The 24,769-nt window shown below is 71.5% G+C and carries 25 protein-coding genes; 13 read left to right on the forward strand and 12 right to left on the reverse strand.

Annotation, left to right across the window (positions count from 1 at the left end):
* The first annotated feature begins 34 nt into the window (after positions 1–34).
* From AC0IW9_RS15430 to hydA, 4 genes are all read left to right on the forward strand, one after another.
* Positions 35–1,150, forward strand: coding sequence for a TRAP transporter substrate-binding protein (locus tag AC0IW9_RS15430; RefSeq protein WP_471649161.1), 1,116 nt, complete (start codon positions 35–37; stop codon positions 1,148–1,150).
* Between the two features lie 42 nt (positions 1,151–1,192).
* On the forward strand, positions 1,193–4,126 hold the full coding sequence (locus AC0IW9_RS15435) for a PAS-domain containing protein (protein ID WP_471649162.1): 2,934 nt from the start codon (positions 1,193–1,195) through the stop codon (positions 4,124–4,126).
* 187 nt (positions 4,127–4,313) lie between these two features.
* Positions 4,314–5,228: a polysaccharide deacetylase family protein gene (locus AC0IW9_RS15440; protein WP_471649163.1), complete on the forward strand. Its 915-nt coding sequence runs from the start codon at positions 4,314–4,316 to the stop codon at positions 5,226–5,228.
* 79 nt (positions 5,229–5,307) lie between these two features.
* Positions 5,308–6,762 (forward strand): dihydropyrimidinase, encoded by a 1,455-nt coding sequence (gene hydA, locus AC0IW9_RS15445; RefSeq protein WP_471649164.1) that lies wholly within the window; start codon positions 5,308–5,310, stop codon positions 6,760–6,762.
* Here hydA and AC0IW9_RS15450 read toward each other — a convergent pair.
* From AC0IW9_RS15450 to AC0IW9_RS15480, 7 genes are all read right to left on the reverse strand, one after another.
* Entirely contained in the window at positions 6,759–7,550 is a 792-nt protein-coding gene (locus tag AC0IW9_RS15450) for an ABC transporter permease (RefSeq protein WP_471649165.1), read from the reverse strand. The two genes, hydA and AC0IW9_RS15450, sit on opposite strands and share 4 nt — an antisense overlap.
* Positions 7,550–8,377 carry an ABC transporter permease gene (locus AC0IW9_RS15455; RefSeq protein ID WP_471649166.1) on the reverse strand — a complete coding sequence of 276 codons (828 nt, stop codon included), beginning with the start codon at positions 8,375–8,377 and terminating at the stop codon, positions 7,550–7,552. Before AC0IW9_RS15455 ends, AC0IW9_RS15450 begins: the two co-directional genes overlap by 1 nt.
* Positions 8,374–9,426, reverse strand: coding sequence for an ABC transporter ATP-binding protein (locus tag AC0IW9_RS15460; protein WP_471649167.1), 1,053 nt, complete (start codon positions 9,424–9,426; stop codon positions 8,374–8,376). Before AC0IW9_RS15460 ends, AC0IW9_RS15455 begins: the two co-directional genes overlap by 4 nt.
* Positions 9,427–9,437: 11 nt before the next feature.
* Positions 9,438–10,460 (reverse strand): extracellular solute-binding protein, encoded by a 1,023-nt coding sequence (locus AC0IW9_RS15465; protein ID WP_471649168.1) that lies wholly within the window; start codon positions 10,458–10,460, stop codon positions 9,438–9,440.
* Between the two features lie 131 nt (positions 10,461–10,591).
* The gene (locus AC0IW9_RS15470) at positions 10,592–11,350 is read right to left on the reverse strand and encodes an enoyl-CoA hydratase/isomerase family protein (RefSeq protein ID WP_471649169.1); all 759 of its coding nucleotides are present in this window, start codon (positions 11,348–11,350) and stop codon (positions 10,592–10,594) included.
* The gene (locus AC0IW9_RS15475; RefSeq protein WP_471649170.1) at positions 11,347–12,303 is read right to left on the reverse strand and encodes a Bug family tripartite tricarboxylate transporter substrate binding protein; all 957 of its coding nucleotides are present in this window, start codon (positions 12,301–12,303) and stop codon (positions 11,347–11,349) included. Before AC0IW9_RS15475 ends, AC0IW9_RS15470 begins: the two co-directional genes overlap by 4 nt.
* On the reverse strand, positions 12,300–14,420 hold the full coding sequence (locus tag AC0IW9_RS15480) for an acetate--CoA ligase family protein (RefSeq protein WP_471649171.1): 2,121 nt from the start codon (positions 14,418–14,420) through the stop codon (positions 12,300–12,302). The genes AC0IW9_RS15475 and AC0IW9_RS15480 overlap by 4 nt, the downstream gene beginning before the upstream one ends.
* Before the next feature lie 106 nt (positions 14,421–14,526).
* Between AC0IW9_RS15480 and cysK the strand changes: the two genes are divergently transcribed.
* Together cysK and AC0IW9_RS15490 are read left to right on the forward strand one after the other, a co-directional pair.
* Positions 14,527–15,489 carry a cysteine synthase A gene (gene cysK / locus AC0IW9_RS15485; protein WP_471649172.1) on the forward strand — a complete coding sequence of 321 codons (963 nt, stop codon included), beginning with the start codon at positions 14,527–14,529 and terminating at the stop codon, positions 15,487–15,489.
* Positions 15,490–15,571: 82 nt separating this feature from the next.
* Positions 15,572–16,069, forward strand: a complete 498-nt coding sequence (locus AC0IW9_RS15490; protein WP_471649173.1) for a cupin domain-containing protein — start codon at positions 15,572–15,574, stop codon at positions 16,067–16,069.
* On the opposite strand, the gene AC0IW9_RS15495 is transcribed toward AC0IW9_RS15490, so the two are convergent.
* Positions 16,066–16,878: a uroporphyrinogen-III synthase gene (locus AC0IW9_RS15495; RefSeq protein ID WP_471649174.1), complete on the reverse strand. Its 813-nt coding sequence runs from the start codon at positions 16,876–16,878 to the stop codon at positions 16,066–16,068. The two genes, AC0IW9_RS15490 and AC0IW9_RS15495, sit on opposite strands and share 4 nt — an antisense overlap.
* 78 nt (positions 16,879–16,956) lie before the next feature.
* On the opposite strand from AC0IW9_RS15495, the gene AC0IW9_RS15500 reads away from it, so the two are divergent.
* The 5 genes from AC0IW9_RS15500 to AC0IW9_RS15520 all read left to right on the forward strand — a co-directional run bounded on the left by AC0IW9_RS15500 (position 16,957) and on the right by AC0IW9_RS15520 (position 21,292).
* Entirely contained in the window at positions 16,957–17,829 is an 873-nt protein-coding gene (locus AC0IW9_RS15500) for a glycine betaine ABC transporter substrate-binding protein (RefSeq protein WP_471649175.1), read from the forward strand.
* Complete coding sequence (locus AC0IW9_RS15505) at positions 17,829–18,446, forward strand: ABC transporter permease (protein ID WP_471649176.1); 618 nt, start codon at positions 17,829–17,831, stop codon at positions 18,444–18,446. Before AC0IW9_RS15500 ends, AC0IW9_RS15505 begins: the two co-directional genes overlap by 1 nt.
* A complete protein-coding gene (locus AC0IW9_RS15510; RefSeq protein ID WP_471649177.1) occupies positions 18,446–19,093 on the forward strand; it encodes an ABC transporter permease in 648 nt (215 codons plus the stop codon). The genes AC0IW9_RS15505 and AC0IW9_RS15510 overlap by 1 nt, the downstream gene beginning before the upstream one ends.
* Entirely contained in the window at positions 19,090–20,016 is a 927-nt protein-coding gene (locus AC0IW9_RS15515) for an ABC transporter ATP-binding protein (protein WP_471649178.1), read from the forward strand. Before AC0IW9_RS15510 ends, AC0IW9_RS15515 begins: the two co-directional genes overlap by 4 nt.
* A gap of 88 nt (positions 20,017–20,104) precedes the next feature.
* Positions 20,105–21,292: an acyl-CoA dehydrogenase family protein gene (locus AC0IW9_RS15520; protein ID WP_471649179.1), complete on the forward strand. Its 1,188-nt coding sequence runs from the start codon at positions 20,105–20,107 to the stop codon at positions 21,290–21,292.
* Here the strand turns inward: AC0IW9_RS15520 and AC0IW9_RS15525 are convergent.
* Positions 21,195–21,686: a DUF6356 family protein gene (locus AC0IW9_RS15525; RefSeq protein ID WP_471649180.1), complete on the reverse strand. Its 492-nt coding sequence runs from the start codon at positions 21,684–21,686 to the stop codon at positions 21,195–21,197. The genes AC0IW9_RS15520 and AC0IW9_RS15525 overlap by 98 nt on opposite strands.
* Here AC0IW9_RS15525 and AC0IW9_RS15530 point away from each other — a divergent pair.
* Positions 21,652–22,125: an Lrp/AsnC family transcriptional regulator gene (locus AC0IW9_RS15530; protein ID WP_471649181.1), complete on the forward strand. Its 474-nt coding sequence runs from the start codon at positions 21,652–21,654 to the stop codon at positions 22,123–22,125. The two genes, AC0IW9_RS15525 and AC0IW9_RS15530, sit on opposite strands and share 35 nt — an antisense overlap.
* A 10-nt stretch (positions 22,126–22,135) precedes the next feature.
* Here the strand turns inward: AC0IW9_RS15530 and AC0IW9_RS15535 are convergent, their stop codons facing one another.
* The gene (locus AC0IW9_RS15535) at positions 22,136–22,543 is read right to left on the reverse strand and encodes a hypothetical protein (protein WP_471649182.1); all 408 of its coding nucleotides are present in this window, start codon (positions 22,541–22,543) and stop codon (positions 22,136–22,138) included.
* A 205-nt stretch (positions 22,544–22,748) separates the two neighbouring features.
* Between AC0IW9_RS15535 and AC0IW9_RS15540 the strand changes: the two genes are divergently transcribed.
* Positions 22,749–23,249 carry a hypothetical protein gene (locus tag AC0IW9_RS15540; RefSeq protein WP_471649183.1) on the forward strand — a complete coding sequence of 167 codons (501 nt, stop codon included), beginning with the start codon at positions 22,749–22,751 and terminating at the stop codon, positions 23,247–23,249.
* A gap of 3 nt (positions 23,250–23,252) precedes the next feature.
* On the opposite strand, the gene sorB is transcribed toward AC0IW9_RS15540, so the two are convergent.
* Together sorB and sorA are read right to left on the reverse strand one after the other, a co-directional pair.
* Positions 23,253–23,564: a SorB family sulfite dehydrogenase c-type cytochrome subunit gene (gene sorB / locus AC0IW9_RS15545; protein ID WP_471649184.1), complete on the reverse strand. Its 312-nt coding sequence runs from the start codon at positions 23,562–23,564 to the stop codon at positions 23,253–23,255.
* An 11-nt stretch (positions 23,565–23,575) separates the two neighbouring features.
* Positions 23,576–24,748, reverse strand: coding sequence for a SorA family sulfite dehydrogenase catalytic subunit (gene sorA, locus AC0IW9_RS15550; protein ID WP_471649185.1), 1,173 nt, complete (start codon positions 24,746–24,748; stop codon positions 23,576–23,578).
* Between the last annotated feature and the right edge of the window lie 21 nt (positions 24,749–24,769).

The following is a 24,769-nucleotide window of genomic DNA, read 5'->3' on the forward strand; positions in this document are numbered from 1 at the left end:
GCGCAGGCCTTCTGCCGGCAAAGGTGCAGCACCCATGGTCATGCCGCCGTCCATCCCGGACCAGCCCGGCCGGAGCCCCCGGGGCCGCAGGCCAGCGAAATCCCGCCTGGCGGCGCTTGCCGCCGCGCTGCTGCTGCTGGCCGGCTGGCTGCCGGCCATGGCTCAGGAGGCAGCGCCGATCCTGCTGAAGGTCGCCGGCGGGCTGGCCGGCTTGGTGCAATACGACCGCTACGAGGCACCCTTCTGGACCACCCAGGTCCCGCGCCTCACCCAGGGCCGGGTCCAGGCGGAGATCGCCCCCTTCGACCGCTCCGGCATCCGCAGCCAGGACATGCCGGCGCTGATACGGCTGGGCGTGGTGCCCTTCGGCAACATCCATCTGGCTATGGCGGCGGGGGACGAGCCGGAGTTGAATGCGATCGACCTGCCGGTGCTCAACCCGGACCTCGCCACGCTGCGGCAGTCGCTGGCGCTTTGGCGGTCGCGGATCGCGCGGTTGCTGCTCGAACGCTACGGGGTGGAATTGCTGGCGGTCTATACCTATCCGGCCCAGGTGGTCTTCTGCCGCGAGGCCTTCGCCCGGCTGGACGACCTGCGGGGCCGCCGCGTGCGCGTCTCCTCGGTCGGCCAGGCGGAGCTGCTGGAGGCGGTGGGGGCGATTCCGGTGGTGATCCCCTTTGCCGAGATCATGCCGGCGATGCGTCGCCAGGTGGTGGATTGCGCGGTGACCGGATCACTTTCCGGCAATGCGCTGGGGCTACAGACGATCACCTCGCATCTGTCCCGCCAGGCCATCAGCTGGGGAGTCACCGCCTTCGGGGCCAACCGGACCATCTGGCAGGGCCTGCCGGGGCTGGTGCGAGACCAGTTGCAGGGCGGCCTGGCGCAGCTGGAGGAGGAGATCTGGCAGGCGGCCGGGCAGGAGACCGAGGAGGGCTTCGCCTGCAACGCCGGCCGGCCTGAATGCCGGCTGGGCACCCCCGGCCACATGGTTCTCCTCGAGGATTCGCCGCAGGAGCGGCGGCGGCGCGACGAGTTGCTGCGCGATGCGGTATTGCCTGCCTGGGTCCGGCGCTGCGGCAGCGAGTGCGCCGAAGCCTGGAATGCTACCATCGCCCCCGTCCGGGGCATCCTTGCCCCCGAGGGATAGGCCCGTGAGACTCATCATGCGGAACAGGCGCCGGATCTAGCCATGCAGCCTCGTCGCATTCGCCTCGCCGTCGTCTTCGTGGCCGTGCTGCTGCTGCTGGCGCTGGCCGGCGGCACCACCCTGCTGCTGGACCGCCTGCATGGCACGGCCGAACAGGCCGCGCGGCAGACCGTGCAGCGGGTGACCCGCGTCGCCGAAAGCACGGTGAACCGGCATTTCCTCGCGGTGGACGGGATGCTGGCGGGACTGCCCGCGGTGCTCGGCCAGTTGGCGCGGGATGGCCAGGTGGACGTGGCCTCGGCCAACCGCATGCTGCGGGAACTGAATTTCCAGAATTTCAGCTTCCGCGACCTGGTGGTGGTACGGCCGGATGGGCGGCCCTGGGCGGCGGCGCTCGCCGCCTCCCGCAGCCGGGCTTTGCCGATCGACGAAAGCGTCCTGGCGGCGGCGGCGACCATGGGGGCGGCGGTGCTCAGCGGGCCGGCGCGCAATGCGCTGACCGGCGAATGGTCGCTGATGTTCCTCCGCGCCATGGAACTGCTGGGGGTGGGGCCGCTGGTCGCGGTGGCGGAGGTGCCGGTGCCGCTGATCGCCACCCTGCTGGCCCCGATCGGGGAGCTGCCGGGCGTGCGGATCTCGGTCGAGCGAGCCGATGGCCGGGTGCTGACCGTGCTGCCGCATGACGAGACCCGCATGGGCCGGTCGCTGACGCGGGTCGCCGGGTCGCTGCCGACGGATGGCAGCGCCGTCGCCATCGACGGCCGCTTCCACGACGGCCGGGTGCTGGCCGCCGCCCGGCCCATCCTCTACCGGGACATCTTCGTGGTCGCCAGCTACGACGAGGAAGCGGCCTTCGCCGCCTGGGAGATGGACCGCCGCCGCCTGCTGCTGGTTTCCAGCAGCCTCGGCGTGCTGCTGGCCGCCCTCGCCCTGGCGCTGCACCTGGCGCTGCGGCAGCGCGAGAAGGTGGAGGCCGAGCGCATGCGGGCCCGCGCCGTGCTGGAGCGGGCGATCGAGACCATGCCGGACGGCTTCGTCATGTTCGACGCCGAGGACCGGCTGGTGGTCTGCAACCAGCGCTACCTCGACCTTTATGCGGTTAGCGCGCCCTTCATCAAGCCGGGGGCGAAATTCGCCGATATCATCCGGGAGGGTGCCAGGCGCGGGCAATATCCGCAGGTCGGCGAGGATATCGAGCGCTTCGTCACCGAGATCACCGCCTGGCACCGCAGCAACCAGCCGAGCATGGAGCGGCTGCTGCCCGATGGCCGCTGGCTGATGGTGACGGAGCGGGAGACGCCGGGCGGCGGCACCGTCGGCATCCGCACCGATATCACCGCGCTGAAGCGGGCGATGACGGAGCTGGCCCAGGCGCGCGATTCGGCCGCCGCCGCCACCGCCGCCAAGTCCCGCTTCCTGGCGCAGATGAGCCATGAGCTGCGGACGCCGCTGAACGGCGTGCTCGGCCTGGCCCAGGCCTTGGCGCGCGACCCCAAGCTGACCGGCGAGCAGCAGGCGCGGGCCCGCACCCTGGAGGATGCCGGACGCCACCTGGTGGCCGTGGCCAATGACGTGCTGGATCTCGCCAAGGTGGAATCCGGGCGGCTGGAGCTGCGGCTGGCGCCGGCACGGCTGGATGCGCTGCTGGACAGCAGCGCCACGCTGGTCCGCCCGGCGGCCGAGCAGAAGCAGGTCTCCCTGCAGGTCATGCTCGGCGAGGGGCTGCCGGAGGCGGCGCTGCTGGACCAGACCCGGCTGCGGCAACTGCTGCTGAACCTGCTGTCCAATGCGGTGAAATTCACCCCGGCCGGGGGCTCCGTCGTGCTGCTGGCGCGGGCGGTGGGCGGGCCGCTGCCGGACGGCCGGTCGATGCTGCGGATCGAGGTGCGGGACACCGGGCCGGGCGTGCCGGAGGCCAAGCGCCGCGCGGTCTTCGGCGATTTCGTCCAGCTCGCCCGGGATGAGCGGGCGGGCGGCACCGGGCTGGGCCTGGCGATCGCGGCGGGGATCGCGGCCCAGATGGAGGGCAGCATCGGCTGCACCGACAACCCGCAATCCCCCGGCAGCCCCGGCGCGATCTTCTGGGTGGAGCTGCCGCTGCAGGGGGTGCGGATGCCGCTGCCGGCCGCCGCCGCCAGTCCCGCCGTGACGCAGCGGTCCTTGCGCGTGCTGGTGGCGGATGACGTGCCGGCCAATCTCGCGGTGGCGCGGGCGCTGCTGGAATCGGCCGGGCATACGGTGACCTGCGTGGCCGATGGCGCCCTGGCGCTGGCGGCGCTGGAGGCGGTGGCCCAGGAGGGGGAGACGGCGACCCTTGCCGCGGCGGTGCCCCGCTTCGACGTGGTGCTGATGGATGTGATGATGCCGGGGATGGATGGGCTGGAGGCGACCCGCCGCATCCGCGCCCTTCCCGGCCCGGCCGGGCGGGTGCCGATCCTGGCAGTGACCGCCAGCGCCTTCGCCGAGGATATCGCCGCCTGCCGGGCCGCCGGGATGGATGCGCATCTTGCCAAGCCGATTGAGCGGGAGGCGCTGGTGGCGGCACTGGCCCGGCTGGTGCGTGGCCAGCCTGCCACCAAGCCGGAGGACCCGGCCGACCAGGCGGCGCCGGAGGCGCTGCCGCTGCTGGCGCGGCGCGGCGGCGGGGCCCTGGCCATCCCCGGGCTGGATGCGGAAACGGCGCGGCGGCTGGCGCCGGTCTTCCTGCAGGAGATCGTCGACCAGACGGCACGGCTGCGGGTGACGGCGCCGGAGGATATGGCGGAGGCGCTCTCCGCGGCGCATCGGCTGGCCGGGTCCGCCGCCACCCTGGGCGCCAGCCGCCTGGCGGCGGTGGCACGTCAATTCCAGTCGGAGGCGCGCAGCCTGCCGGTGGCCGAGGTCTCGGCGCGGCGGGCGGTGCTGCTGGCGGTGGCGGCGGAAACCCAGGCGGCGCTGGAAGCGATGCTGCCGCGGCAGGACCAGCCGGTGGCCTGAGGCGGGGAGGCCGCGTCCCGATCTGCCCGGCCCGGGCGGCAGCCCGCGGCTTGGGCAGGCTGCGCGCCGGCGCGCCAGCAGGCGGCGACCAGCAGGCGGCGGCCGGCGCCGCGGCCATGGCGATTGCGCCCCTGGCACGCCGATTGCTGCCCCAGGGGCCGACCTCGGGACCGGATCGGAGCGCCTGATGACAGACCTGCCCGGCGGCATGCCGCCTGCCACCCGCGACCTTGCCGGCTATGGCCGCGCCCTGCCGGATCCGCGCTGGCCCGGCGGCGCCCGCCTTGCCGTCTCCTTCGTGGTCAATGTCGAGGAGGGCGCGGAGCTGTCCATCGGCAGCGGCGACGCGCACAACGAGGCGGTGCCGGAAAGCCGGCAGCTGGTGGAGGGGTACCCGGATCCTTGCATGGAGACGCATTTCGCCTATGGCTCCCGCGTCGGGCTCTGGCGGGTGCTGGAGGTGCTGGAGCGCTTCGGGGTGAAGGCGACCTTCTCCTGCTGCGGCCGGGCGGTGGCGGTGACCCCTGCCCTCGCCGCGGCGCCGGCTGCCGCGGGGCATGAGATCAGCGCGCATGGCTGGCGCTGGGAGATGCATGCGGGCATGCCGGAGGCCATGGAGCGCGCGGTGATCGCCCGGACGGTGGCGGTGCTGACGGAGGCGGCCGGCACGCGGCCGCTCGGCTGGCACACCAAATCGGCGCCGAGCGTGAATACCCGCCGGCTGCTGCGGGAGGAAGGCGGCTTCCTCTATGACTCGGATGTCTACGACGACGACCTGCCGCGGCTGCATGACGCGTCGCATGTCATCCTGCCCTATAGCTTCGATACCAACGACATGCGCTTCGCCCCGGGCCAGGGCTTCGTGCAGCCGGAGGATTTCTCCCGCTACTGCATCGGCGCCTTCGACTGCCTGCTGCGGGAGGGTGCGACCCAGCCGAAGATGATGTCGATCGGGCTGCATCTGCGGACCATCGGCAAGCCCGGCCGCATCCGCGGGCTGGAGCTGCTGCTGGAGCATGTGACGCGCAGCCCCGGCGTCTGGATCGCCCGGCGCGTCGACATCGCCCGGCACTGGCAGGCGATGTTCGGGGCGGCTGCCTAAGTGGAGTGGCGCGGGTGGAAACGCCCTTGCCTCCCACCCCCGCCGAAGCCACGCTGCCATCCTTCCGGGAGATTGCCTGATGCCTGAATTCGACCTCGTCATCCGCAACGGTACCGTCGCCACGGCCAGCGATGTCTTCGCCAGCGATGTCGGCATCCGCGGCGGCAAGGTCGTGGCGCTGGGGCAGGCGCTCGGCGCCGGCGCGAAGGAAATCGATGCGACGGACAGGCTGGTGCTGCCCGGCGGGATCGACAGCCATGTGCATATCGAGGAGCCGCGCGGCGGGCCGACGGTGAATGCCGATACTTTTGCGAGTGGCACCGCTTCGGCCGCGGTCGGCGGCACCACGACCGTCATCGGCTTCGCGCGGCAGGAGCGTGGCGGCTCCATGGCCCAGGGCGTCGCCGAGCACCATGCGCGCGCGAAGGGAAGCCGCATCGACTACAGCTTCCACATGATCTTCACCGATCCGCGGCCGGAGATCCTGCTGGAGGAAATCCCGAAGCTGGTTGCCGAGGGGCATCGCAGCTTCAAGATCTTCCTCACCTATTCCGGCGCCCGGATCACCGATGGCGAGGCCCTGCAGGTGCTGGCGGCCGCGCGCCGTCTCGGCGCGCTGGTCTGCATCCACGCCGAGCACCATGAGATGATCGAGTTCTATACCCAGGCGCTGGTCGCGGCGGGGCTGACCCTGCCCAAGCACCATGCCTGGGCCAAGCCGATGATCGTCGAGAGCGAATGCGTCCACCGCGTCTGCAAGATGGCCGAGGCGCTGGACGTGCCGATCCAGGTCTTCCACGTCAGCGGCGGCGAAAGCGCGGAGGAGATCGAGCGGGCGCAGCGGCGTGGCCTCAAGGTCTGGGGCGAGACCTGCACGCAATACCTGGTGACGACGGCGGACGACCTCGACCGGCCGGGGCTCGAGGGCGCGAAATTCCTCTGCAGCCCGGCGCCGCGCTCCCAAGCCGATCAGGCGGCGCTGTGGGAGATGATCCGCCGCGGCGTGATCGGCAACGTCACCTCGGACCATGCGCCGACGCGCTTCGAGGGGCCGGACGGCAAGTCCGCCTTCGGGCCGGATGCGCCCTTCACCAAGCTGCCGAACGGCGTGCCGGGGTTGGCGGCGCGGATGCCCATCCTGTTCAGCGAGGGCGTGGTGAAGGGGCGGATCGACCTGCCGACCTTCGTCGCCATCACCGCGACCAATGCGGCGAAGCTGTTCGGGCTGCATCCGCGGAAGGGCACCATCGCGGTCGGCTCGGATGCGGATATCGCCATCTGGGATCCGGCGAAGCGGGTGACCCTCACCCAGTCGCTGATCCAGGATGCCAACGACCACACGCCCTATGAGGGCATGGCGGTGACGGGCTGGCCGGAGACGACGCTGGTGCGTGGCGTGCCGGTGGTGGAGGCCGGCAAGGTGGTCGGCGCGCCGGGCTTCGGGCAGTTCCTGCCGCGAGGCCCCTATGACTACATCAAGCCGCGCGGCGTGTTTCCCGGGCCGTTCAACCCGGTGGATGGCGTCGCGGTCTAGATCGACGCCATCCGCCGCAGGCCGACCAGCCGGTCGCACAGCAGCAGCACCAGCACCGTCAGCGCGATCAATCCGGTGCTGACGGCGGCAAGCGTCGGGTCGGGGCTGATTTCGAGGTAGTTCAGCAGGGTGATCGGCAGGGTCTTGGTCCGCACGTCGACCAGGAAGATCGAGACCGGGTAGTTGTCGAAGCTGGCGATGAAGGCAAAGAGCGCGCCGGAGACGAAGCCCGGCAGGATGTTCGGCACCAGCACCCGCCAGAGCGCGACGGAATAGCTGCAGCCGAGCGTCCGCGCCGCATCCACCATGGCGAAGTCGAACAGCGCCAGGCTGCCCAGCACCGTCCGCATGACGAAGGGCATGGTGACGATCACATGCGCGATCAGCAGCGACCACCAGGCGTCGCGCAGCCCGATCTCGCGGAAGGCCTGCAGCAGGGCGATGCCCAGCACCAGCCCCGGCAGCATCAGCGGCGAGACCATGAAGGTGGTGATGGCCTCGGCGCCGGGGACCTTGCCGCGCACCAGGGCGATGGCGCAGAGCGTGCCCAGCAGCAGCGAGACCAGCGTCGCCAGCCCGGCGATCTGCGCCGAAAGGCCGATGGCCGCCAGCAGCCCGTCGACGTTGCGGATCTTGGCGTACCACTGCAGGGAGAAGCCCTCCGGCGGGAAGCGGAAGACGCTGCTCTCGGTGAAGGAGACCGGGATGACGACGACGATGGGCAGCAGCAGGAAGAGGATGGTGAGGATGAGTGCCGTCCAGGCGAGGCCGATGCCGAAGCGCTGCATTACCGCCCCCCCAGCCGCTTCTGCAGCAGCGAGGCGCCGACTACGACGCAGGCGGCGACCGCCAGCAGCACCGCCGCCATGGCCGCGCCGAGCTGCCAGTCCCGCAGGTTCAGGAAGGCCTTGGCCATCACCATGGACATGGTCATGTAGCGGTCGCCCATCAGCAGGCTCGGCGTGACATAGGCGGAGACGGCGAGTGAGAAGACCAGGGAGCATCCTGCCACCACGCCCGGCAGCGACAGCGGCAGGGTGACGCGGGTGAAGCGGAACCAGGGCGAGGCGCCCAGCGTCGCCGCCGCATCCGGCAGCCGTGGGTCCATCATCCGCACGACGGAATAGATCGGCAGCACCATGAAGGGCAGGAAGACGTTGATCATGCCGGCATATAGCGCGCCCTCGGTGAAGATCAGCCGCACCGGGCGTTCCACCAGGCCGGCATTCAGCAGCAGCCAGTTCAGGATGCCGTCGCGCCGCAGCACGATGCCCCAGCCGAAGGATTTCACGATGATCGAGACGGTCAACGGCAGGAAGACCAGGGCGAACAGCACCACCTGCCCATAGCCGCGTGCCCGGGCGAGCGCGAAGGCCGCCGGGTAGCCGAGCAGGAAGGCGCCGAAGGTGGTGATGAGCCCGAGCTGCAGCGAGGCGAGGATGACGCCGCGGTAGTAGCCATCGCCCAGCACCCGCCAGTAGCCTGAGAGCGAGAAGCCCTCCGGTCCATGGATGGAGGACCAGAGCAGCAGCAGCAGCGGCAGCAGGAAGGCGGTGCCGAGGAAGGCAACGCCCGGCAGGGCCAGCAGCGCCAAGGGATCGGTGCGCGGCCTCATGCGGCGGGGAAGACCATGGTATCGGCGACCGGGAAGCCGAGCGCCACGCGGCTGCCGGGGCCGATGCCTGCCGGCAGCCGCGGCAGCTCGGCGATGCCGCGATCGGCCTCGCCCGGCAGTTCGAGGTGGAGCTGGGTGCGGGAGCCGAGGAAGGAAATGTCGCGGATGCGGGCGGTGACCCGGTTCAGCGCGGGGCCGGTGCCGTCGAGCAGCACCGCCTCGGGCCGCACCGCCACGACCACGGGGCTGCCGGCGGCGAAGCTGCCCGGGGCGCGCAGCGGGCCGAGTGGCGTTTCCACCGTGACCAGCCCCGCCTCGGTGCCGCGCACGGTGCCGGCGATGCGGGTGGATTGGCCGACGAAATCCAGCACGTAGAGCGAGGCGGGCCGCTGATACAGCGTCGCCGGGTCGGCCAGCTGCTCGATGCGGCCGGCATTCATCACCGCGATGCGGTCGGAGACGACCAGCGCCTCCTCCTGGTCGTGCGTGACGAAGATGGCGGTGATGCCGACCTCGCGCAGCAGCAGCTTGAGCTCCACCTGCATCGTCTCGCGCAGCTTGCGGTCGAGCGCGCTGAAGGGCTCGTCCAGCAGCAGCAGGGAGGGGCGCACGACCAGGGCGCGGGCGACGGCCACGCGCTGCTGCTGGCCACCGGAAAGGGCGGTGACGGGCTTGCCCGCATGCTCGGCCATCCGCACCAGCGCCAGCGCGTCGCGGATGCGCGGCGCAGCTTCCGCGCGGCCGATGCCCTGGGCCCGCAGGCCGAAGCCGATGTTCTCGGCGACCGTCAGATGCGGGAACAGCGCGTAGTTCTGGAAGACCACGCCGACGTTGCGCTTGTGCGCCGGCAGGGCCGTGATCTCGGTGCCGGCCACGGTGATGCTGCCGGCATCCGGCTGCAGCAGCCCGGCGATGCAGCGCAGCAGGGTGGTCTTGCCGCAGCCGGAAGGGCCGAGCAGGGAGACGAATTCGCCCTGCGCCACCGCGATCGAGAGATCGTCGAGGACCGTCGCCGCACCGAAGCGCTTGGCGACGGCCCGTACCGCCAAGTGGCCGGAATTCACCGGGCGCTGATCTCGCGCTCGAAGCGCTCGATCCAACGGTTGCGGTTGTCGGCGAAGTATTCCCAATCGAGCACCACGAGGTCCGGCAGGGTCAGCCCGGCGGGGGCGACGGCCTTGGTATTGGTCGGCTTGCTGTAGAAGGTGCCGGCGATCAGCGCCTGGGTCTCGGGGTCGAGCAGCTCGTTGATGAATTTCTCGCCAAGCGCTTGGTTCGGGCCGCCCTTCACCAGGGCGACGCCGGCCGGCATGGCGACGGTGCCCTCCTTGGGGAAGGCCAGGTCCACCGGCGCGCGCTGGCTCTTGCGGAACAGCGTGGTGCGGCTATCGGGGGAGAGATACAGGTCCACCTCGCCGCTTTCGTGCAGCTGCTGGGCCTGCGGCGGGTTGGTGGTGATCTGCAGGATGTTCGGCTTCAGCTCGCGCAACTTCGAAAAACCCTCGTCGGCCAGCTTCAGGCATTCGGCCATGGGCTTGCCGGTGGCGAGGCTGGTGGCGGCCAGCAGCGGCACCACCGCCTGGGTGATGCGCATCGAGATCAGGATGACCTTGTCGCGGTACTTGCGGTCCCAGACCTCGGCATAGCTGGCCGGCGCCGGCTTCACGTTCTGCGTCTGGTAGCTGATGGAAGCCGCCGGGAAGCACCAGTTTACCCACATGGACTCGCGCGGCTTCGCCTCCGCCTGCACATCCGCGAGGTTGGGAATGGCCAGGCCGCGCAGCGGCAGCAGCAGCCCCTCGCGCTCGCCCAGGATCAGCACCGGGTCGTCCATCATCGTCACGGTCATGGTGGGGCGGGCGCGGTTGCTGCGGATCTTCTCGAGGTTGATGAGGCTGTTGGTGCCCTCGAAGAGGATCTTGAAGCTGTGCTTCTTCTCGATCCGCGGAAACAGGATATCGGTGAGGCCGGGGGAGGCCGGGCCGCCGACGAAGATTTCCGGCGTCTGGGCGCGGAGGATGGAGGGGGTCGCCAGCAGGGCGGCGCCGCCCAGCAGGGCGCGTCGGGTGGGGCGGATCAGCATGGCGGTCCTCCGGCAGGTGACGGTTTCGTCACCTCCAGCAAGGACCATGCCTCCCCCAAGCCGTGGTGCGGGCGGTCCTGGGCGGTGAAGCTGCCCAAGGCGTGACCAGGGCCGCCCGCATTCAGGGCAGGCTATTCGCCCTTGAACTGCGGCGGCCGCTTGTCGCGGAAGGCGGCGACGCCTTCCTTGAAATCCTCCGAATCCCGGATGCCGCTGAGCCGCTGAAGCTGCAGCGCCCATTGCTCGGAAGGGCCGCGCGGCAGGATGTCGTCCAGCACCATGCGCTTGATCGCATGGGTGACCAGCGGGGCGAAGCCGGCGATCTCCTTGCCCCATTCGATGGCCCGGGCCAGCGCCTCGCCTTCCGGTACCACCTCGTTCACCAGGCCGACGCGCTCGCATTTCTCGGCGTCGAAGATGCGACAGAGCAGCATCAGCTCCATGGCGAATTTATGCGGGATGCGGGAGGGCAGCGCGGCGATCATGCCGCCGGTCAGGCCGAGCTTGGCCTCGGGGTAGTAGAATTTGCCCTTGGCGCCGATGACCGCGAGGTCGGCCATCATCGCCAGCACCATGGCGCCGCCGATGCACCAGCCCTCCACCGCGCAGATCAGCGGCTTGTCGGTCTGCCAGCCGACATTGGGCACGGCGCGCCAGAGCTCCGGCGGCTCGCCGACGTCGGCGCCGAAGGAGAAGGCCTTGGTGCCCATCGCCGTCAGCACCGCGACGCGCTGCTCGGAGGCGGCGAATTCCTGCATCGCCGCCTGGATTTCCTCAGCCATCCGCTTGGTGATGGCATTGCCCTTGTCCGGGCGGTTCAGCGCGACGATGCGGACCGGACCGTCGTCCCAAACCTTGATATGGGATTCCTTGATGTGTGACTCGCTCATTCGACCTTGGCTCCCGTGCGGCGCACCGCGTCCTCGAAGATGTCCCGGTCGCGGGCGATGCGCCGGGCGAAAGTCTCGCCGCTTTCGAAATGCGGCCTGAGGCCCACGGGGGCCATGATGCGCGCGACCTCCGGCATGGCCAGCACCTGTTCCAGCGCCGGCAGCAGCCGGGCCTTCACCTCGGCCGGCAGGCCGGCGGGGCCGGCGAGTGCGTGGAAGGAGATGCCACCCTCGCCGTAGTAGCCGGCCTCGCGCAGCGTCGGCAGGTCGGGCAATTCGGGGGAACGGGTCTCGCCGGTGGTGGCGAGGCCGATCAGCCTGCCGTCCTTCACCGCGGGCGTGGCGATGGGATCGAATTGCAGTTCCACGTCGCCAGCCAGCAGCGCGGTCAACGCCGGGGCGGAGCCGCGGTAGGGGACATGCTCGATCTTGATGCCGGCGGCATTGGCGAAAATCTCGCCGGTCATCTGGGTGATGGTGCCGTTGCCGGCGGAGCTGAAGCGCAGCTTGCCGGGATTGGCCCTGGCATAGGCGACCAATCCCTGGAGGTCCCGCACCGGCACCTTCGGGTGCATGGCAACGGCGGCATCGGCCGTGGCCAGCAGGGCCAACGGCTCGAAGTCCTTCTGCGGGTCGTAGGGCAGCCGCATCATGTGGGGGCTGATGGTCATGATCGCGGTCGGCCAGACCAGCAGGGTATAGCCATCCGGCTTGGCCTGGGCCACGACGGCGGCGCCGATCGAGCCGCCGGCGCCGCCGCGATTCTCGATCAGCACGCTCTGGCCGAGGATCTCGCCGAGCCGCGGGGCGATGGGGCGGGAGACATTGTCGGTGCTGCCGCCCGGCGGATAGGGGACGATCAGGGTGATCGGCCGGTTCGGCCAAGCGCCTTGCGCCCGTGCCAGCGAGGGTGCGGCCAGCCCGGCCAGCAGGGTACGACGGGGAAGTCTCATGCCAGGGCCTCCGCCAATGTGGCGCGGGCATCGACGGCGATCGCCCCCTCCCCCGCTGCCCGCAGCAGGATGGGGTTGAGGTCCATCTCGACCAGCCGCGGCCCGAGGTCGGCGGCCAGCCAGGATAGCCGCACCAGGGCATCCACCGCCGCCGCCACGTCGAGGGCCGGCCGGCCGCGCACCCCGGCCAGCACCGGCCAGAGCTTCAGGCGGCGCAGCATGGCCTCGGCATCCGCCGGACGCAGCGGCGCGGGGGCGAGCTGGACGTCGGCCAGCACCTCCACCAGCACGCCGCCGAAGCCGATGAGGACCAGCGGGCCGAAGCCCGGCTCGAAGCGGGCGCCGAGGATCAGCTCCGCCTCGCCGCGGGCCATTTCCTGCACCAGCACGCCCTCGCGCTCCGGCAGCACGGCGGCGATCTCGGCGAAGGCAGCGCGGACCGCGGCGGCATCGGCGAGGCGCAGCTTGACCAGGCCGAGGTCGGATTTGTGGACCACGGCGCGGCTGACGCCCTTCAGCACCACCGGATAGCCGATGGTCTCGGCCGCGGCGACGGCGGACCCGGCATCCGTCGCCAGCGTCTCCCGCGTCACCGGGATGCCATAGGCGGCGGCGAGGCGCTTGGCCTCCGCCTCGGTCAACGCGCCTGATGGCAGGCTGGGCGCGGGGCCGGCGCCGGCGGGGCGCGCGGGGGGCGGCAGGCCGGCACGGTCGCGGCCGGCGGCCTCGGCCTCCAGCGCCCGCAGCACCGCCAGCGCATCGGCGACGCGGTCGAGGAAGGGGAAGTCGGCGTCGCGCATTGCCTGGCGGGCGTCGTTGCCGACCTCGCCGGCGGTCATGACGTAGAGCAGCGGGCGGTCGCCCTCGCGCGCCAGCGGCGGCAGCAGCCGGGCGCGCGGGGCCATGGCCGGCTGCGTCGTCATCGGCACGACGACGGCACCGATGTCGGGGTCGGCCATGAAGGCGCGGATGCAGGCTTCCAGGCCCCCCTCGGAGGTGCCCTCGTCGAAGCTGCCGGTATCGAGCGGCAGGTGGATATGGCTCTCCGGCATGAAGCGGCCGAGGGTGGCGCGGGTCGCCGCCGACATGCTCGCCAGCCGCAGCCCGGCGGCCGGCAGCATGTCCGCCGTGGTCACGGTGCTGCCGCCGGAGGAGGCGATGACCGCCAACCCCAGCCCGGCCCGCGGCAGGCGCGGCAGCCGGTCCAGTGCATCGGCGGCGAAGACCATGGCGGCGGGATCCTCCAGCAGCACCGCCCCGGCGTCGCGGCACAGCGCCTCGAAGGCGGCGAAGGAACCGGCCAGGCTGGCGGTATGGCTGCGCGCCGCCTGGGCGCCCTCGGCCGAGCGGCCGGCCTTGACGCAGAGCACCGGCTTGCCCGCGGCGCGCGCCCGGCGCAGCAGCGGGGCGAAGCGGGCGGGGTCGCGCAGGCCTTCGACATAGAGGGTGATGACCCGGGTGGCGGGGTCCTCGATGAGGTAGTCGAGGAAGTCACACAGTTCGAGGTCGGCCTGATTGCCGACCGAGATGCAGCGGCTGAAGCCGGCGCCGTAGCGTTGGCCGAGCGAGACCAGCGTGCCCATCAGCGCGCCGGACTGGCTGACCATGCCGATGCCGCCCGGCTTCAGCGCATCCACGTCGAGGCCGAGGCTGGAGGAGAGCAGCGCGCGGTCGGTGAAGTTGAAGATGCCGAGGCAATTCGGCCCGACCAGCCGCATCCCCGCCGCCTGCGCCACCGCCAGGACGCGGTCCTGCAGCGCGGCGCCCTCGGCCCCCGCATCCGCCAGCTTGCCGGTGATGATGATGCAGGCGCCGACGCCGGCGGCGGCGCAATCCTCCACCTGGCGCAGCAGATGCGCGACCGGCACCGCGAGGATCGCCACGTCGATCGGGCCGGGCGCCAAGCTGACGGAGGCATAGGCCGGCAGCCCGCGGATGGTGGCGCGGTTCGGGTTGATCGGCAGCAGCCGGCCGCCGTAGCCATGCTTGATCAGGTAGTGGATCACCCGGCCGCCGAATTTGCCGACGTCGTCCGATGCGCCGATGACGGCGACCGAACGCGGGGCGACGATGCCGGCCACGGCGATGCGATGCGGCGCGGTTTGCGCTTGTGTCATGTCTTTTCCGTTTCCTCGGGGCGAAGCTTGGCATGCTCCCGGCCGGGGCGGAAGCGAGGCAGTTTTCCCCTGAACCGCGCCGGGAAATCGTGGTACCGCCCTCCGCATGACCACCGAATCCTGCACCCCACGCGGAAAAATCTACGGCAGCGTGCTGGAGTTGATCGGCGCGACGCCGCTGGTCCGGCTGCCCCGGCTGCGGGCGGCGGATGGGCTGGCGGCCGACATCGCCATCAAGCTGGAATTCTTCAATCCGCTGGGTTCGGTGAAGGACCGCATCGGCCTGGCGATGGTGGAGGCCGCCGAGCGCGAGGGGCTGATCCGCCCCGGCCATTCCACGCTGGTGGAGCCGACATCCGGCAATACCGGCATCGCGCTCGCTTTCGTCGCCGCTGCCAAGGGCTACAAGCTGATCGTGGTGATGCCGGATGGCGCCAGCATCGAGCGGCGCAAGATGATGCGGCTGATGGGGGCGGAGCTGGAGCTGACCCAGTCCCGCCGCGGCATGGCGGGGGCGATCGGCCGGGCGGAGGCGATCGTCGCCGCGACGCCGGGCGCCTGGATGCCGAAGCAATTCGACAACCCGGCGAACCCGGATATCCATGCCGCGACCACCGCCGAGGAGATCTGGGTGGATACCGCCGGCGAGGTGGACGTGGTGATCGGCGGCCTCGGCACCGGCGGGACGCTGACCGGCATCGCCCGGGCGCTGAAGCCGCGGCGGCCGGGCCTGCGCATCATCGGCGTGGAACCGGCGGAAAGCGCGGTGCTGTCCGGCGACGAGCCGGGCCCGCACGGCATCCAGGGCATCGGTGCCGGCTTCAAGCCGGGGGTGCTGGACCTGGACCTGCTCGATGGCGTGGTCCGCGTGGGGGAGCGGGAGGCGATCGCCGCCGCCCGCCGCTGCGCCCAGCTCGAGGGGCTGCCGGTCGGCATTTCCTCCGGCGCCATGCTGCATGCACTGCTGGCCGAGGCGCGGGATCCGGCGCTGCGCGGCAAGCTGGTGGTCGGCATCGCGCCCTCCTTCGCCGAGCGCTATCTCTCGACCGAGCTTTTCGCCGGGATGTAATGGCACGCACACGGAACGTGTTGGCGGCTGTTACCACATGCGGTCCGGTACTATATCGGGCCGAGCACGAGGAGCACCCGCCATGCCGCATGACGGCCACCATTCCCACGACCTGCCGCCGGACGGCTGGAAGCATTCCGGCGTCAAGGTGATCCCGGGCAATAGCCTGGACGCCAATACCGCGCAGACCCCGGGCATGAACCGCGCTGCCGCGATCAATGCCGCCCGCGTCGGCGCGCAGAAGATCTGGGCCGGCACCGTGCATATCCACCCCGATGCCAAGACCGGGGCGCATCACCACGGCGCGCTGGAGAGCGTGATCTACATCGTCAGCGGCCGGGCGCGGATGCGCTGGGGCGAGAACCTGGAATTCACCGCCGAGGCCGGGCCGGGCGACTTCATCTTCATCCCGCCCTATGTGCCGCACCAGGAGATCAACGCCAGCACGGAGGAGACGCTGTCCTGCGTGCTGGTGCGCTCGGACAACGAGGCGGTGGTCGTCAACCTCGACATCGAGGCGGCGGAGAAGCCGGAGACCGTGCTGTGGATCGACCCGATCCACAAGACCGGCGGGGTCTAGCGCAGCGCGGCCAGGATGGCGGTGACCATCGGCTTCATGTGGAAGCTGTCCTCCGGCATCACCGCCACCCTGCCGCCGGCGGCCTCGACCGCCGCCGCGACGACCGGCCCGACGGCCGCGATGCGGGTGCGGGCAAGCGCCTCGGCCAGCATGGCCTGCCGGCCGGCGGCCTCGGCCAGCGCCACCAGCCGCCGGACCTGCGGCGTGCTGGTGAAGACCACCAGGTCCACCTTCCCGGCCGCCATGCCCTCCAGCGTTTCCAGCACCCGGGCATCCTCGGCGCTACTGGCATAGGCATAGGGCAGGATGGGGTCGGCGGATGCCCCGGCCGCGGCGAGAAAGTCCAGCAGCGGCGCATTGGGATTGTCCGGGTAGAGCTGCACCGCGACGCGGCGGCCGGCCATGGGCTGCGCCTGCAGGCCGGCGATGATGCCCGCGGTGGTCGGCGGCTCCGGCGCAAGGTCCTGCGTCAGGCCGATGCTGCGGAGGCGGCCGCTGGGCTTCGGGCCGCGGCAGATGCGGCGGGTCCGGGCCAGGGCGGCGCGGAACTCGGGCTCGATCCCGGCGCGGGCGGCGACGCCCAGCAGGCGGGTCAGCCCCTCCCCGGTCAGCAGGATCAAATCGTCGGGCGGCGTCTCGATGAAGCGGCGGAGCCAGGCCTCGATCGGGGCGGGGTCGGCGGCATCGATGATGGCAACCAGCGGGCAGCGCAGCGCGGTGGCGCCCTGGCGTTCCAGCATGCGGGCCAGCACTTCCAGCTCCCGCGTCTCGGGGACCACCACGCGCAGGTCGGCCAGATCGTCGCTCATGCCGGGCAGCCTAGTCCGGGCCGGCGGCGGGCGGAAAGCCCATGACCGAATCCGCATCGCTTGCGTTAGGCTGGCGGCATGAACAGACGGGTCATCCTCGGGGCGGCGCTGGCCCTGCCGGCCTTGCGGCGTGCCCGGGCGGCGGTGCTGCTGCGCGTCGGCTCCAAGAACTTCACCGAGCAATTGGTGGTTGCGGAATTATACGCCCAGGCGCTGGAGAAATCCGGGGCGCGGGTGGAGCGGCGGGTGAACCTCGGCGGCACCGCCATCGCCCAGCAGGCGCTGCTGGCGGGGGAGATCGACCTTTATCCGGAATATACCGGCACCGGGCTTGGCGTGGTGTTGAAGCAGCCGCCGGAGGGGGATGCGCCGACCATCCTCGCCAAGGTCCGCGCCGGCTATGCGCCGATGGGGCTGGACTGGCTGGAGCCTTCGGGGATCGACAACGGCAATGCGCTGCTGGTGCTGCCGGCGACGGCACGGAAGCATGGGTTGGCGACCCTGTCGGATCTGGCCCGCGCCGCGCCGGAGCTGACGCTCGCGGCCGGCAATGAATTCGCCGACCGGGCCGACGGGCTCCCGGGGCTGCGGCGGGTCTATGGCATGGCCTTCCGCCGCTTCCGGCAGTTCGCCGCGCTCGGGCTCCGCTATGCCGCCCTGCAGCATGGCCAGGCGGATGTGGTGAATGCCTATGCGACGGATTGGCAGATCGCGGTCGGCGGCTACCCCGTGCTGCGGGACGACAAGGCGCTCTGGCCGCCCTACCAGCTCGCCCCCGTGGTGCGGCAGGCGGCGCTGCGGGAATTCCCCGGCCTCGCCGCACCCTTGCTGGCCGTCGGGGCGAAGCTGGACAATCCGGTGATGCAGGAGCTGAACCGCCAGGTGGACCAGGATGGCGAGGAGCCGCGCGAGGTGGCCGCCCGCTTCCTGGCGCAGCAGGGGCTCGGCTGATGCGCTGGACCGGGCGCAACCTCGATACCATCGGCACCGCGCTGCTGACGCATGCCGGGCTGGTGGCGGCCTCGCTGCTGCTGGCGCTGGCGGTGGCGCTGCCGCTGGGGCTGGTGGTGGCGCGGCGGCCGCGGCTGCGGGCGGCGGTGCTGGGGACGGCCTCGGTGCTCTATTCGCTGCCGACGCTCGCGGTCTTCGCCCTGCTGGTGCCGGTGCTGGGGCTGGGCTTCGCTCCGGCGCTGCTGGCGCTGGTGAGCTATGCCGTGCCGATCCTGCTGCGGGCGCTGGTCGCCGGCCTGGCCGGGGTGCCGCCGGCAGTGCTCGATGCGGCAGAGGGCATGGGGCTGACCCCGGTGCAGCGGCTGTTCAAGGTGGAACTGCCGCTGGCGCTGCCGGCGCTGCTGGGCGGGCTGCGGGTGGCCTCGGTCACCGTGGTCTCGGCGGCGACGGTCGCGGCCTATATCAGCGCGGGTGGGTTGGGGACGCTGATCCTCAGCGGGCTGGACCAGGGGCACACCGAGAAGATCCTGGTCGGGGCCGGACTGGTGACCGCGATGGCGCTGCTGATCGACCAGGCACTGGGCGCGGTGCAGCGCCGTCTGCCGGCGACCGCCTGATGGAGGTCTGGACCCAGGCCACCAGCTGGCTGCGCGCCAATCCCGGCACCTTCCTCGAAGCCGTCGGCGACCACTTGCTGCTCTCGCTGGTCGGCCTCGCCATCGGCGTCGCCGTCGCCCTGCCGGCCGGCATCGTCGTGGCGCATCGGCCGCGGGCGGCGGAAGCGGCGATCGCGGTTGCCGGGGCGCTCAGGACCATCCCGAGCCTTGCGGTACTGGCGGCGCTGCTGCCGCTGCTCGGCGTCGGCTTCACCCCCTCGGTACTGGCGCTGGCCCTGCTGGCCTTGCCGCCGGTGCTGGTGAATACCGTGACCGGCATCCGCGGTGCCGATCCGGCGGCACTGGATGCAGCGCGCGGGCTCGGCATGACGGCCTGGCAGCGGGCCACCCGGGTCGAGCTGCCGCTGGCGGCACCGCTGATCTTCTCCGGCCTCCGGGTCGCCGCGGTGCAGGTGGTCTCGGCGGCGGCGCTGGCGACCTTCATCGGCGGCGGCGGGCTGGGGGATCTGGTGACGCAGGGCCTGGCGCTGCTGGATACCGGGCGGATGCTGGTGGGGGCGCTGGCCATCGCGGCGCTCGCCCTGGGGACGGAGGCCGGGCTCGGCCTGCTGGAACGCCATCTTGCGAATAGGGTCCGTGGCGCATGATCGAGATCCGCGGCCTCTCCAAGCGCTGGCCGGGCGCCGACCGCGACTCGGTGGCCGATGTCGCGCTGGCGGTGCCGGAGGGGACGAGCTGCGCGCTGATCGGCCCCAGCGGCTCCGGCAAGACCACGCTGCTGCGGATGGTGAACCGGCTGGTCGAGCCGAGCGCCGGGTCCATCCGCATCGGCGGCGAGGACGCGCTGCGGATGGATGCGGTGACGCTGCGACGGCGCATCGGCTACGTCATCCAGGATGTCGGGCTGTTTCCGCACTGGAGCGTCGCCGCGAACGTCGCCACGGTGCCGAAGCTGCTGGGCTGGGATGCGGCGCGGACCGCGCGGCGGGTGGAGGAGGTGCTGGCGCTGGTCGGGCTCGACCCCGCCCGCTTCGCCGGGCGCCGGCCGCACCAGCTCTCGGGCGGGGAGCGGCAGCGGGTCGGCGTCGCCCGGGCCCTGGCCGGGGACCCGCCGGTGCTGCTGATGGACGAGCCCTTCGGCGCGGTGGACCCGGTGGTGCGCGGCCGGCTGCAGGAGGAGGTGCTGCGGCTGCTGCTGCAGTTGCGGAAGACCGTGCTGATCGTGACCCATGACGTGGCCGAGGCGGTGCGGCTGGGCGATGCGGTGGCGCTGCTGCGGGATGGGCGGCTGGTGCAGCATGCCCCGGCGGCGGCGATGCTGGCGCAGCCGGCGGATGGCTTCGCCGCGGAATTCCTCGGCGCCGACCGGCTGCTGCTGCGGCTCTCGCTGTTCCCCCTCGCGGCCCTGCCGGCGCGGGCGGAGACGGCGCCGGGCGAGCCGCTGCCGGCCGATGCCACCCTGCGGGATGCGCTGGCGGCGATGCTGGCGGCGGGCGCCACGGCGCTGCCGCTGGCGAGCGGCGGGTCGCTCGCCCTGGCCGATCTTCTGGCCTTCGCAGCGGCGCGATAGGCCCCACCTCTCCGGAGGGCCGCCCCCAACTTGGCGCCCCTGCCCTCCGGGTCTAGCCTGGGGGCAAGTTTCTCAGGGGAGAGGACAGATGTCCCAGGATACCGACGGCGGCGCCATTCCGGCCCTGGCCGAAGAGCACCGCATGGTGCGCGACCTCGTGGCCAAATTCGTCGAGCGCGACCTGATGCCGCTGGAGGCCGCGGTGCTGAAGCGGGAGTCGGAAGGCGGCAAGTATGGGCTGACCGAGGCGGAGGAGGCCCCGCTGCTGGCCAAGTGCCGGGAGCTCGGCCTGGTCGGGCTCGACGTGCCGGAGGAATACGGCGGGGCGGACCTGCCGGTTTCCGCCTTGATGGCGATCGAGGAGGAGATGGGCCGCACCGTCACCCCCTTCATCTTCCCGCCCGACAGCCCGAACCTGCACATGCTGCTGGCGGTCGCCAACCCCGAGCAGCGGGCCAAGTACCTCGACCCCTATGCCCGCGGCGAGATGCGCTCCTCCATCGCCATCTCCGAGCCCGGCGCCGGCGGCGACCCGGCGGGGATGACCACCCGGGCGGTGAAGGATGGCGACGACTGGGTCATCAACGGGCGGAAGATCTGGGTCAGCGGCGTGCCGCGGGCGGATTTCATCATCCTCATGGCCCGCACCGGCGAAGGGAAGCGGCAGGAGGGCGTCACCGCCTTCATCGTCGAGCGCGGCACCCCGGGCTTCATCATCGAGCGCGAGATCCCGATGATCGGCGGCCGCCGCACCTATGAGCTGGTCTTCGAGGATTGCCGGGTGCACGAGCGGCAGATCCTGGGCCAGCTCGGCGCCGGCTATGCGCCGATGCAGCTGCGGCTGAACGTCCGCCGGCTGCAGATGGGCGCCCGCTGCACCGGCATGGCCCGCCGCGCGCTGGAGATGATGTGCGAGCAGGCGAAGAACCGCGTCACCTTCGGGGTGAAGCTGGCCGATCGCCAGGCCATCCAGTGGTGGATCGCCGAGGCCGCGACCAAGATCCACATCACCCGGCTGATGGTGCGCGACGCCGCGGCCAAGATGACCGCCGGCCAGGATGTCCGCACCGAGGCCTCGATGCTGAAGGTCTATGCGACCGAGATGGCGCAGGAGGTGCTGGACAATGCCATGCAGACCTTCGGCGCCATGGGCATGACCAAGGAGCTGCCGCTGCAGCTCATGGCCAACCAGGTCCGGGTGCAGCGGATCTACGAGGGTCCGACCGAGGTGCACCGCATGGCGATCGCCCGGCGGATGCTGAAGGACCGTGGTTAGGCCCTGGGGCTAGGCTTCCGCACGCGGCGCGGTGGCGGTTGACCACCATCCGGTCATGCAGCTCGCGGATGGTGGTGGAGCCGGTCTTCTCGAAGCAGAAGGGCATGATGGCATGCGCGAAGCAGGCCATCGAGGCGCCGAGCATGCGCCAGCCGAAGCTGCCGGCCGTCGCCATGTGCTCGAGGTAGGTTTCGCCGACGGCCTCGGGGTGGTGGGTGAAGGACCAGCGCGCCATGGGAATCTGCCTTATCTCTGGAGTGGCGCCAGTCTGCATGCCCTTGCCTGAGAAATGATTGCAAACATGCACCCCGCCAGGGCAGCTTGGGGCATCGTATTCCATTAAAGGCGGGATTTCGGGCATGGTATTGCAGCTGGATGGAATAGACCGGGCCATCCTTGCCGCCCTGCAGGAAGATGCGACGCTTTCCGTGGCGGAGGTGGCGGATCGTGCCGGCCTCTCCCCCTCCCCCTGCTGGCGCCGCATCCGCCGGCTGGAGGAGGCCAGGGTCATCCAGCGCCGGGTGGCGCTGCTGGATGCGGCGATGCTGCGGGTCGGCGTGACGGTCTTCGTCAGCATCCGCACCAGCCGGCACAATGCGGATTGGGCGGCGGCCTTCTGCCGCCATGTCGCCGCCATCCCCGAGGTGGTGGAATTCCACCGGATGAGCGGGACGGTGGACTACCTGCTGCGCGTCGTGGTGCCGGATATCGCCGCCTATGACAGCATCTACAAGCGGCTGATCAGCATCGGCGACCTGCTGGACGTGAGTTCCAGCTTCTCGATGGAGCGGATCAAGTACACCACGGCGCTGCCGACGCATTACGCGGATTGAGCGCGACGCCTCAGCCGGTGGCGCTGCCGGGCCCCTCGTGGCGGTACCAGGCCTCCACCTCCTCAAGCCGGGCGGCGAAGGGCCGCGGCTCGCCGCCGACGACGACCCGGCCGGAGGCGAATTCCACGACGAGGTAACCGCCGAGATGCGCGGGCACCTGCCGCAGCCGGGTGCGCATCAACCGGTAGCCATTGCCCAGCAGGGCGCGGCGCAGGCGGCTTTCGCGGCGGCGGCGCTCATCGCCCCCGGCATCGCCGACCTGGCTGGCCGCGCTGATGCGGGCGGCGCGGCCGGCAACCGTCTGGCGGAAATCCGGGCCCCAGGGGGATGCCAGATGGCTCCAGCCGACCAGGGCCACGGCGATGCTCAAGGCCCGCCAGGCGACGCCGTGCCTCGGGCCCATCGTCGCGCCGCTCATGCCCTGCCCGGAGCGGTTCCCCGGCCCCGTCCCATCCGCGCCATCCAGCAAATCAGCCGTCCCTCTCCTGGTCCTGCAGGCCGCAACCGCCGCGACGCTCGCAAATCGAACCGGGCGGCGCAATGGGGTTTCGCCCGGTCGCGCTTATTGCGAATGACTCTTAATAGCATATATGCTGGCAAGCCTCCGGGGGAGACATGCAGGCATGGCAGACTGCCACCACGACCAGGACGAAGCCGCGGCGCCGGGCAGGCCGGTTCTCTCGCTGGAAGCCGAGGCGCTCTTCGTCATCGGCGTCTCCCGCGCCTGGACGGCGGCGCTGCGGCCGGACCCGGCCGCCCGGGACGAGACGCCGGATTGGCGGCATATCTTCGCCCTGGCCAGCCTGCCGGCGGAGGCGGCCACGGCCTATGGCTCCTTCATGACCCTGGTCATGCAGTCCCGCCGCCGCCCGCTCGATATCCGCGGCTGTTCCTGCCCCCAGGTCGGCCGGGACGAGGAGGGGCTGCTGCGGATCATCGGCGCCCTGCAGGCGAGCGACCTGCTGGCGGCGCTCGACGAACTGGACGACTGGGTCTTGCCGGGCAACCGCACGCCGGCGCTGCGCGCGGCCGGCGCGGTCGCGGCGCTGTTCGGCACCTACGACATCGCGGTACCGCACCAGGCGACGGCGCCGCAGCCGGTCCCTGGCCGCCTGCTGCAATAGGCGTCACTGGCCGTAGGCGGCGACCAGGTAGTCCACGATGGCGGGCATATCCGCCGCCTCGATCGGCGCGCCGTAGCTGTGGCGCATCTTGGCCACCTCGGCGGTCCAGAAGGCGGCAGGGTCGCGCAGGCCGCGCGGCTGGGTGGCGATGTAGTCCACGGAATGGCAGGCGGCGCAGACCGCCGCGGCCTCCCGCCCCGGCCCCGGGGCCAGTTCCAGGGTTTCCTCCGGCATGTCGTAGGTGACCGGCTTCGCCGCGGCACCGGCCAGGGCCGGTGCCGCGGCCAGGGCGGCGGCGAGGATGAGGCTGCGCATGGCCATCCTCCTCAGGCCGCCGTCACGGCGACGGCCTCGACCACGTTGCGCATGTAGCCGGGCGGATTCCACCGCGGCTCCAGCGGCTGGGTGCTGCCGTCGCGGCTGGTGGCGCGCGACATCAGCCGGTGCTCGCCAGCCGGCAGCGGCAGGGTCACCGCGAAACCGCGGAAGGAAAACTTGCCGAGCTCCTCGCCCAGCGTCGCCTCGGTCCAGTGCTGGCCACCATCGGCCGAGACCTCCACCCGGGCGATGCCGGCGCCGCCATCGAAGGCGATGCCGCGGATGGCGACAGGCCGCCCGGCCGGCACCCGCCCCGCCGCCGGGGCGGTGATGAAGCTGCGGACATTGTAGCGGCCGATCGGCCGGGTCTTCGGCGCCGCCGTGCCGGGGGGGACGCAGGCGCAGTCATTGTCCGGGATGCGATAGGCCGAGGTCATCCAGAAGCTGTCGGAAGGCCTGTCCAGCACGGTGATCTCATGCAGGTGCTTGACCCAATAGGTGCCGTAGGTGCCCGGCACCACCAGCCGCAGCGGAAAGCCGTTCAGCATCGGCAGGTCGGCGCCGTTCATCGCCCAGGCCAGCATCACCTCCCCGTCCCGCGCATGGTCGAGGTCGAGCGCCTTGGTGAAATCCGGCGTATCCGGCGCCACCGGCTCATCCAGCCCGTTGAAGCTGACCTGCACGGCACCGGCGGCGAGGCCGGCGCGGTCGAGCACCGCCTTCAGCGCCACGCCGCGCCAGCGGGCATTGCCCATCAGCCCATGCGCCGCTTGGCCGCCGGCGACGCGCGGTTCGGAGAAGCCGCGGCTATTGCCGGAGCACTGGTTGACCGCGACGATCTCGGTGACCGGCATGGCCTTGAGGTCCGCGAGGGAAAGCGACAGCGGGGTGCGCACCGCGCCCTGCACGGATAGCCGGAAGGTTTCCGGGTCCAGCCCCTGCGGCGGCACGTTGCCGGCGAGGTGATAGCGGACGAAGAAGGCATCGTTGGGGGTGATCAGCCCCTCGTCGTAGACGGCGAAGGGCGTCTCGAGCTGCGGCGGCCGCGCCGTCAGGCGGATCAGCGGGCGCTTCTGCGGATAGGGGACCAGCGGCCGCTCGCCATTGCCGAAGGGCAGGGTCACCGTTTCCGCCCGGGCCAGGGCGGCACTGCCTAGGCCGAGCGCGATACCAGCGCGCAATGCGCCACGCCGGCTCCTCAT

The organism is Belnapia sp. AC561 (assembly GCF_979252845.1).